10 protein-coding genes and 1 pseudogene are annotated in these 7,205 nt (G+C 57.5%); 8 read left to right on the top strand and 3 right to left on the bottom strand.

Features of this window, described 5'->3' with window-relative positions:
- Positions 1–332, top strand: a pseudogene (locus ACW9UQ_RS17950) (transposase); the annotation flags it as partial.
- Positions 333–719: 387 nt separating this feature from the next.
- Here ACW9UQ_RS17950 and ACW9UQ_RS17955 read toward each other — a convergent pair.
- A complete protein-coding gene (locus ACW9UQ_RS17955; RefSeq protein WP_458932369.1) occupies positions 720–1,163 on the bottom strand; it encodes a lysozyme inhibitor LprI family protein in 444 nt (147 codons plus the stop codon).
- 96 nt (positions 1,164–1,259) lie between these two features.
- Positions 1,260–2,423, bottom strand: coding sequence for an isovaleryl-CoA dehydrogenase (locus tag ACW9UQ_RS17960; protein ID WP_458932370.1), 1,164 nt, complete (start codon positions 2,421–2,423; stop codon positions 1,260–1,262).
- Between the two features lie 222 nt (positions 2,424–2,645).
- Between ACW9UQ_RS17960 and hisB the strand changes: the two genes are divergently transcribed.
- Both hisB and hisH read left to right on the top strand, forming a co-directional pair.
- Positions 2,646–3,239, top strand: a complete 594-nt coding sequence (hisB, locus tag ACW9UQ_RS17965) for an imidazoleglycerol-phosphate dehydratase HisB (RefSeq protein WP_458932378.1) — start codon at positions 2,646–2,648, stop codon at positions 3,237–3,239.
- Entirely contained in the window at positions 3,236–3,877 is a 642-nt protein-coding gene (hisH, locus tag ACW9UQ_RS17970) for an imidazole glycerol phosphate synthase subunit HisH (RefSeq protein ID WP_458932371.1), read from the top strand. The genes hisB and hisH overlap by 4 nt, the downstream gene beginning before the upstream one ends.
- A gap of 31 nt (positions 3,878–3,908) precedes the next feature.
- Here the strand turns inward: hisH and ACW9UQ_RS17975 are convergent, their stop codons facing one another.
- Positions 3,909–4,292: a DUF2147 domain-containing protein gene (locus ACW9UQ_RS17975; protein ID WP_458932372.1), complete on the bottom strand. Its 384-nt coding sequence runs from the start codon at positions 4,290–4,292 to the stop codon at positions 3,909–3,911.
- 120 nt (positions 4,293–4,412) lie between these two features.
- Between ACW9UQ_RS17975 and hisA the strand changes: the two genes are divergently transcribed.
- From hisA to ACW9UQ_RS18000, 5 genes are all read left to right on the top strand, one after another.
- Positions 4,413–5,135, top strand: coding sequence for a 1-(5-phosphoribosyl)-5-[(5-phosphoribosylamino)methylideneamino]imidazole-4-carboxamide isomerase (gene hisA, locus ACW9UQ_RS17980; RefSeq protein ID WP_458932373.1), 723 nt, complete (start codon positions 4,413–4,415; stop codon positions 5,133–5,135).
- 101 nt (positions 5,136–5,236) lie between these two features.
- Positions 5,237–6,034, top strand: coding sequence for a hypothetical protein (locus tag ACW9UQ_RS17985; RefSeq protein ID WP_458932374.1), 798 nt, complete (start codon positions 5,237–5,239; stop codon positions 6,032–6,034).
- 12 nt (positions 6,035–6,046) lie between these two features.
- Positions 6,047–6,211, top strand: coding sequence for a hypothetical protein (locus ACW9UQ_RS17990; protein WP_458932375.1), 165 nt, complete (start codon positions 6,047–6,049; stop codon positions 6,209–6,211).
- Between the two features lie 10 nt (positions 6,212–6,221).
- Positions 6,222–7,004 (top strand): carbohydrate ABC transporter permease, encoded by a 783-nt coding sequence (locus ACW9UQ_RS17995; RefSeq protein WP_458932376.1) that lies wholly within the window; start codon positions 6,222–6,224, stop codon positions 7,002–7,004.
- Between the two features lie 4 nt (positions 7,005–7,008).
- The coding region (locus tag ACW9UQ_RS18000; protein ID WP_458932377.1) for a transposase at positions 7,009–7,205 on the top strand (197 nt) is incomplete at its 3' end.

The raw sequence follows: 7,205 nt of genomic DNA on the forward strand, positions 1-7,205 counted from the left end.
CTGACATTCAGCCTTTCGGGCGGCAATGCGCATGATACGCCCGAGGGCCGCGCCCTGCTGACCGATTGGGAGGCGCCGATCAAAGGTGTGCCCCTGCTCATGGACCGGGCCTATGAAGGCGATGAGACGCGCCAGTTAGTGCTCGACTTGGGCATGGTTCCGGTTGTCCCTCCGAAGGCAAACCGGCGGGTCAAATGGGGCTACGACCACACCCTCTACAAGAGGCGCACGAAGTCGAACGCCTGTTCCGAAGGCTGAAAGGCTTCCGACGTATCTTCTCAAGATTCGAAAAGCTTGATGTCATGTACCGCCGGTTATCGAAGATACGCTGAAAAAGGCGGGACCGAACTCTTTGGCGCAGGAGAAGACATAGATTTATCTGACCAATCAATCTATCGTAATGATATCGACTTCTTGCAACGAACACACAGACTTGACGGACCATCCCAAATATTTTGGCAAGAATTTAGCAACAACGTCTGGCACCTCTGAAGCGCCGGGCACAGTACAGTTGCAAAGATCAATCACAGTTTGAGCTCTGAATCCTACTAAGCGTTCTTAGCATGATAGCAATTCATTGAGTTCAAAATTTTGTAGCTTCTATTCTGTACGTCGTCAGAGTTTTTCGGAGATCTGAGGCTGTATTGAGTAGCCACGGTTCTGCCGGAGGGTTATTGGTTCAAAGTATAGGCTGCTTTTTCGGTGGCGTTCAAGATTTTTTAGTATCCTTCAAGCATGAAATCCCGCTTTGCCTCGATATCGATGGCCCGTTCGGCCGTCATCTGCAACCGGCAGGCGGCGGCGGATGGTATTCCCATGGAGCCGCCACCGAACTGGTCCCGGGCAAACGCGCACTCGCCATCGCGAAACTCGATCCAGGCGCGCTGCGCCTTCAACAAGGCCCCGGCGCGATCAGTCTTGAAGCCATACCCGGCGTCACGCGCATCGTCACGCTTGGCCAGCTTCATGGTTTCGCCCCACACTGCATTCAATCGGGCATCCCAGGCGTTGGCCTCGAACTGCACACAAGCCGCCATGCCCTGATTGGACATCCCGACATCCCAACCTTCCTGACAGGTAGTGGCGGCCTGACCGATACAGGATGTCTGCGCCTCCACCCCTGACGGCACCCCTTCAGGAGATCGGCGACCGTCGCTTCCCATTTGTTCGCGGCATCCCAGCCGTCCTGCGCGATGGAAGCACTGCTAAAGCTTGCCAGAAAAACTGCCGCAAAGAATGTCTTCACCAAGGTTCCGTCCTCATCCCGTCAGCTTCATCAACTCCCGCCCGATCAACATGCGGCGGATTTCCGATGTGCCCGCGCCGATTTCCATCAGCTTGGCATCCCGCATCAGCCGCGACAGGGGAGAATCGTTCATGAACCCGGCACCGCCCATAGCCTGCACGCCCTGCACGGCCATCTCCATCGCCTTTTCCGAGGCGTAAAGCACACAGGCCGCCGCATCCTGGCGCGTCACCTCGCCCCGGTCGCAGGCGCGCGCGACCTCGTATACATAGGCCCGGGCAGAGTTCATAGTGGTATAGATATCGGCGATCTTGCCCTGCATCAGCTGGAAATTCCCGATCTTTTCACCGAACTGCTTGCGCTCGTGCATATAGGGCATGGTGTGATCAAGAATGGCATGCATGATGCCCACACCGATGCCCGACAGAACGACGCGTTCATAGTCCAGCCCGGACATCAGCACGTTCACACCGCGGCCTTCCTCGCCCAGGATGTTTTTGAACGGGACCTCCACATCCTCGAAGACGATTTCGGCGGTGTTCGATCCGCGCATCCCCATCTTGTCGAAATGCGGCCCGACGCTGAAACCTGTCATCTCCTTTTCGATGATAAAGGCGGTGATCCCCTTAGGCCCGGCCTCCGGATCGGTCTTGGCATAAACGATCAGAACAGAGGCATCAGGCGAATTGGTGATCCAGTACTTGGTGCCGTTCAGCACAAAGCGATCATTGCGCTTTTCGGCCCGCAGCTTCATCGACACAACGTCCGATCCGGCCCCGGCCTCGGACATCGCCAGTGATCCCACATGTTCGCCGCTGATCAGCTTTGGCAAATATTGCGCCTTTTGCTCTGCGGTTCCGTTCAGGGCCAGCTGGTTGACGCACAGATTGGAGTGCGCACCATAGGACAGGCTGACAGAGGCGCTGGCCCGCGCAATCTCTTCAACCGCAACGACATGCGCCAGATAGCCCATATCGGCCCCGCCGAATTCCTCGGGCACCGTAATGCCAAGCAACCCCAGTTCCCCCATCTCGGTCCAGATCTCATTGGGAAACCGGTTCTCCCGGTCGATATCGCCGGCCATCGGGGCCAGACGCTCCTGGGCCCAGCGATGCACCATGTCGCGCAGTGCTTCGATGTCTTCGCCCAGCTTGAAGTTCATAGATACGTTGAACATGATGATCCCTCCCGTTTGGCGCGACTCTGGCGTCAGGTGTCTTAGGGTTCAACCGCAAAGATGACAGGACATAGCCATAGCATCTTCATTGTTCCAAAAATATCCCCGCCGGAGGCTCCTATCACAGTCAGATCGCGTGGCCGCCAACAAAAATACCCGCCAACGCCCTTCCCCCCCGTTCCTTGCGGACTTATAACGCCTGAGGATCAGAAAGGAATGCCGATGCGCAAGGCCACAACAGACCGCAGCACCGCCGAAACAAGAATTTCGGTCAGCCTCAATCTTGATGGAACCGGTGCCTATGACAACCAGACCGGCATTGGCTTTTTCGATCATATGCTGGACCAACTGGCCCGCCATGCGCTTATTGATATGCAGGTTCGGGCTGAAGGCGACACGCATATCGACGATCACCACACGGTAGAAGATGTCGGTATCGCGCTCGGCAAGGCATTGACCGAGGCTTTAGGGGATAAAACTGGGATACGGCGCTATGGCGAATGCCATTTGCCGATGGATGACACATTGGTCCGTGCGGCGCTCGACCTGTCCGGTCGCCCCTATCTGGTCTGGAAAGTGGAGTTTACAGCGCCAAAGATCGGGACTTTCGATACCGAACTGGTGCGGGAGTTCTTCACTGCATTTGCGACCCATGGCGGGATCACGCTGCATGTTGAAAAAATCGATGGTATCAATTCACACCACATCGCTGAGGCGGCTTTCAAAGCAGTGGCACGCGCTTTGCGTGCGGCGATTGAAACCGATCCACGCAAGGCCGATGCCGTGCCATCGACCAAGGGTACGCTAAGCGAATGATAACGGCGATTATCGACTACGAAAGCGGCAATCTGCATTCAGCCGAAAAAAGCTTTCAGCGCATGGCGCGCGAAACCGGGGCAGGGGAGGTGATGGTGACCTCTGATCCCGATACGGTGCGCCGGGCTGATCGCATCGTTCTGCCTGGGGTCGGGGCCTTCGCCGATTGCCGGGCCGGGTTAGATGCCCGGGCCGGGTTGCTTGAGGCGGTGATCACGCGTGTTGAAAAGGATGCGGTGCCATTTCTGGGAATTTGCGTCGGACAGCAACTGATGGCGGATCTGGGTCGGGAGCATGGCATCACCGCTAAGGGTTTTGGCTGGATTCCTGGAGACGTGGTTGAGGTCACCCCCGCCGACCTGACATTGAAGATCCCGCATATGGGCTGGAATGATCTGGTTCTGGAGCAGCCGCACCCGGTGCTCGCCGGTCTGGATCACGGCGATCACGCCTACTTTGTTCATTCCTTCCACATTGCCTGCGCGAGCAAAAGTGATCGTCTGGCTTTTGTGGAGTATGGGGGAGAGGTCACCGCAGTGGTCGGCCGCGACAACATGATTGGCACCCAGTTTCACCCGGAAAAAAGCCAGCGCACCGGTTTACGGCTGATCGCCAATTTCCTGACCTGGGCGCCATAGTGCAAGGGTGGGTGAAACCCACCCTTGCCAATCACTTGACGCGGCTCCAGTTTTGTCCGCGACAGAACACCGCCACGCAGCCCTCAACCCGCAGAGTGTTTCCATTCAGCTTCATGTTTGAGCGATAAGTCTTGTCATCATCCGGTGCCCAGATGCGTCCGCCATTCCAGGTCGCGGCCCCTTTGGCGGACATGCCCCAGATGATCGGCTTGCCGACAATGCTCTGATTGTCCGAGTTCACCACCTTTGTGATGACGCCGCATTTCTTCGCGGCATTATTGCTGCAATTGCCAATCCTGACATGCAGGTAAGCGCCCTGGTCCGACGTCTCGGTCTTCCATGTTCCGTCGACCGACTGAGCCTGCGCCGCAGTGCCAATCAGCATCAGGCCTGCAACCAAAAGATGTTTGCGCATAATATCCTCCCTTTTTCTGACAGCCTGCGCCTGACGAACGCATGGGTCAAGTCGTGACGTCACGGCGGCTTGCATCTGCGGCTTTGGCCGCTAAGAAGGCAAGAAAACAGGAGACCTCGGATGATCCTCTATCCCGCAATTGACCTAAAGGACGGCCAGTGCGTGCGCCTTTATAAAGGAGATATGGATCAGGCTACCGTGTTCAGCGATGACCCCGCCGCGCAGGCTTTGGCGTTTCAGCAGGCTGGGTGCGAATGGTTGCATCTTGTCGATCTCAACGGCGCTTTTGCCGGTGCTCCTGTCAATGCCGCAGCGGTCGAGTCCATTCTCTCCCGCTGCGATGTCCCGGCACAACTGGGCGGGGGTATCCGCGATCTGGCAACCATCGAGACCTGGCTTGGCAAAGGTCTGGCACGTGTGATCCTTGGCACTGTTGCCGTGCGCGACCCCGACCTTGTGCGACAGGCAGCCCGCGCCTTCCCCGGACAGGTGGCCGTTGGCATTGATGCCCGCAACGGCCAGGTCGCGGTTGAGGGCTGGGCCGAAACAACAGATATGACCGCCCTCGATTTGGCGCGCAGATTTGAAGACGCCGGTGTGGCGGCCATCATCTACACGGATATCGATAGGGATGGGGCGATGCAGGGCCCGAATGTGGCGGCAACTGCGGCTCTGGCCAAAGCGGTCTCGATCCCGGTGATTGCGTCTGGCGGCGTGTCTTCGCACGATGATTTGCGGGCGCTGAAAACCTGCGATGCACCGCTGGACGGAGCAATTTCCGGGCGCGCGCTATATGACGGAAAGATCAACTTGGCCGATGCCGTGGCCCTGCTCAGCAACTGAACCTGGGCTGTATCACGGACGCCTCAAGCGCGGTGTCCGTGATCAATCCGCATATATTCTCGCGTCCGTAAGTTTTCTGAATTTCGGGTGCCACCGAAACAGTGGATTTCGACCTTCTGGAAATGGGTGCGCCGTTTGAAGGTGATGTGCTTGGCCGTGGAATGGCCTCGGAGATGCCGGATTGGGTCAAGGACATCATCGATATGGATGATTACGTTGACTATCTGAAGGCCCTTGTCGGCACATGGGATGGCAAGACCTATCGTGTGTCCATCGACGGCGACTGCCATACATTTGCGTATCGCAAAGACTACTACGAAAACGAAGAGTTTGCGGCGGCGTGGAAAGAGGCCGGAAACGACACCCCATGGGCACCGCCCAAAACCTGGGGGGAGGTTAAAGCCCATGCGAAGTTCCTTGCAGGCAAGACCGACCCGCTGACCGGGCTTGAGGCGCATGGCTTCCTTGACCCGCTGAAAGGCTGGGGCGGCTTTGGTTTCTATTTCCTTGAGGACCGGGCCACCGGCTATGCGAAGCATCCGGATGATCCGGCCTGGCTGTTTGATCCGGAAACCATGAAGCCGCGGGTCAACAACCCGGCCTTTGTCCGGGCCATTCAGGATGTGATGGACCTGATCGCAACCGAGAACGCCTATCCGGCGGATCAGATCAACGCCGATCCGGGCACGACGGCCTTCCAGCAATTCCTGGCTGGTACCGGTTCATCGCTGACCTGGTGGGGCGATGTCGGCTCTTCGGCGCGGACCTCGGACACCTCGGTTGTGGGGGATGTTGTAGGCTTTGATATCCTGCCCGCAGGTGACGCACTCTATAACGCCAAGACAGGCGAGTGGGAAGAAACCCGCAACGAAGCGCCCAACATGGCCTATCTGGGCTGAGGTGTTTACGTGATGGCACGGGTTGATAGCGACGAGAAAAAGCACAAGGCGGCATGGTCCGCAGCGGCCCATCTGGGTGGCAAGGACCTTTCGCTTTGGGCGTCGGCTTATCCGTCGGGCTTCCAGCCTTATCGCAAGTCGCACTTCCAGTATGACGAGTGGGAGCAGGCGGGTTAATGTGCGGCAAATGTGGGCCGATCCATTCTACTGGAACGCACTTCAGAACATGGTCTGGTACACGCTGGCGATCCTTGTGGAATATGCCATCGCCTTTGGTCTGGCCCTGATCCTTGCGTCCGAGATCCGGGCGCGGAAGTTCTTTCGCGTCGCTTTCCTGCTGCCGCTGATGCTTTCGCCCGTGGCGGTAAGTTGGATGATCGGCAAGTCGATGCTGGAAACCCGCTTTGGTCCTGTGGCCAGATTTGCGCGCTGGCTTGGCTGGGACCGCCCGACCTTTTTCGCCGACCCCGAGGTCGCCCGCATCATGATCATGGCGATGGATGCCTGGACGTTCATTCCTTTCATGATGATCATGATCCTGGCAGGACTACAGGCCATACCGAAAGACGTGCAAGAGGCCGCGCGCGTCGATGGCGCTGGCCCGTGGCGCGGCTTTTGGGAGGTTACCTTTCCCATGATGCTGCCCATTTCACTGACCGCGATCCTGATCCGCATCATCTTCAAGCTGAAGCTTGCTGACATCATTATCAATGTCACCTCGGGCGGACCGGGTGGGGCAACCGACAGTGTGACCAGCTTCATCTTCCGCGAATACCGTGACCGATCCAATGTCGGGTACGGCACATTGCTGGCCATCGTCTATCTTGTGCTGATCGTGATCTCGATCACGATTTTCATGAAGCTTGTCGACCGCTGGATGAACCCGAGATATCTAGGCAGCGTACCCACAAAGGGCTTTATACTTCCAATGACTTGTGATTTTTTCGCGCCAAACAAGCGGCGGGAGTAGTCACATGGCGCGATCAGACATGAGCGATTTGGAATGGGCATTCATCAAAGCGGTTCTGCCGAACAAGAGCCGCGGCAAAAAACGTGTGGATGACCGGCGCGTCATCAATGGCATCTTCTATGTCCTGCGCACGGGCATCCCGTGGCGGGATTTGCCCGAGCAATACGGCCCCTACACGACGATCTACAACCGCTTCAACCG

Source organism: Halovulum sp. GXIMD14793 (assembly GCF_054457435.1).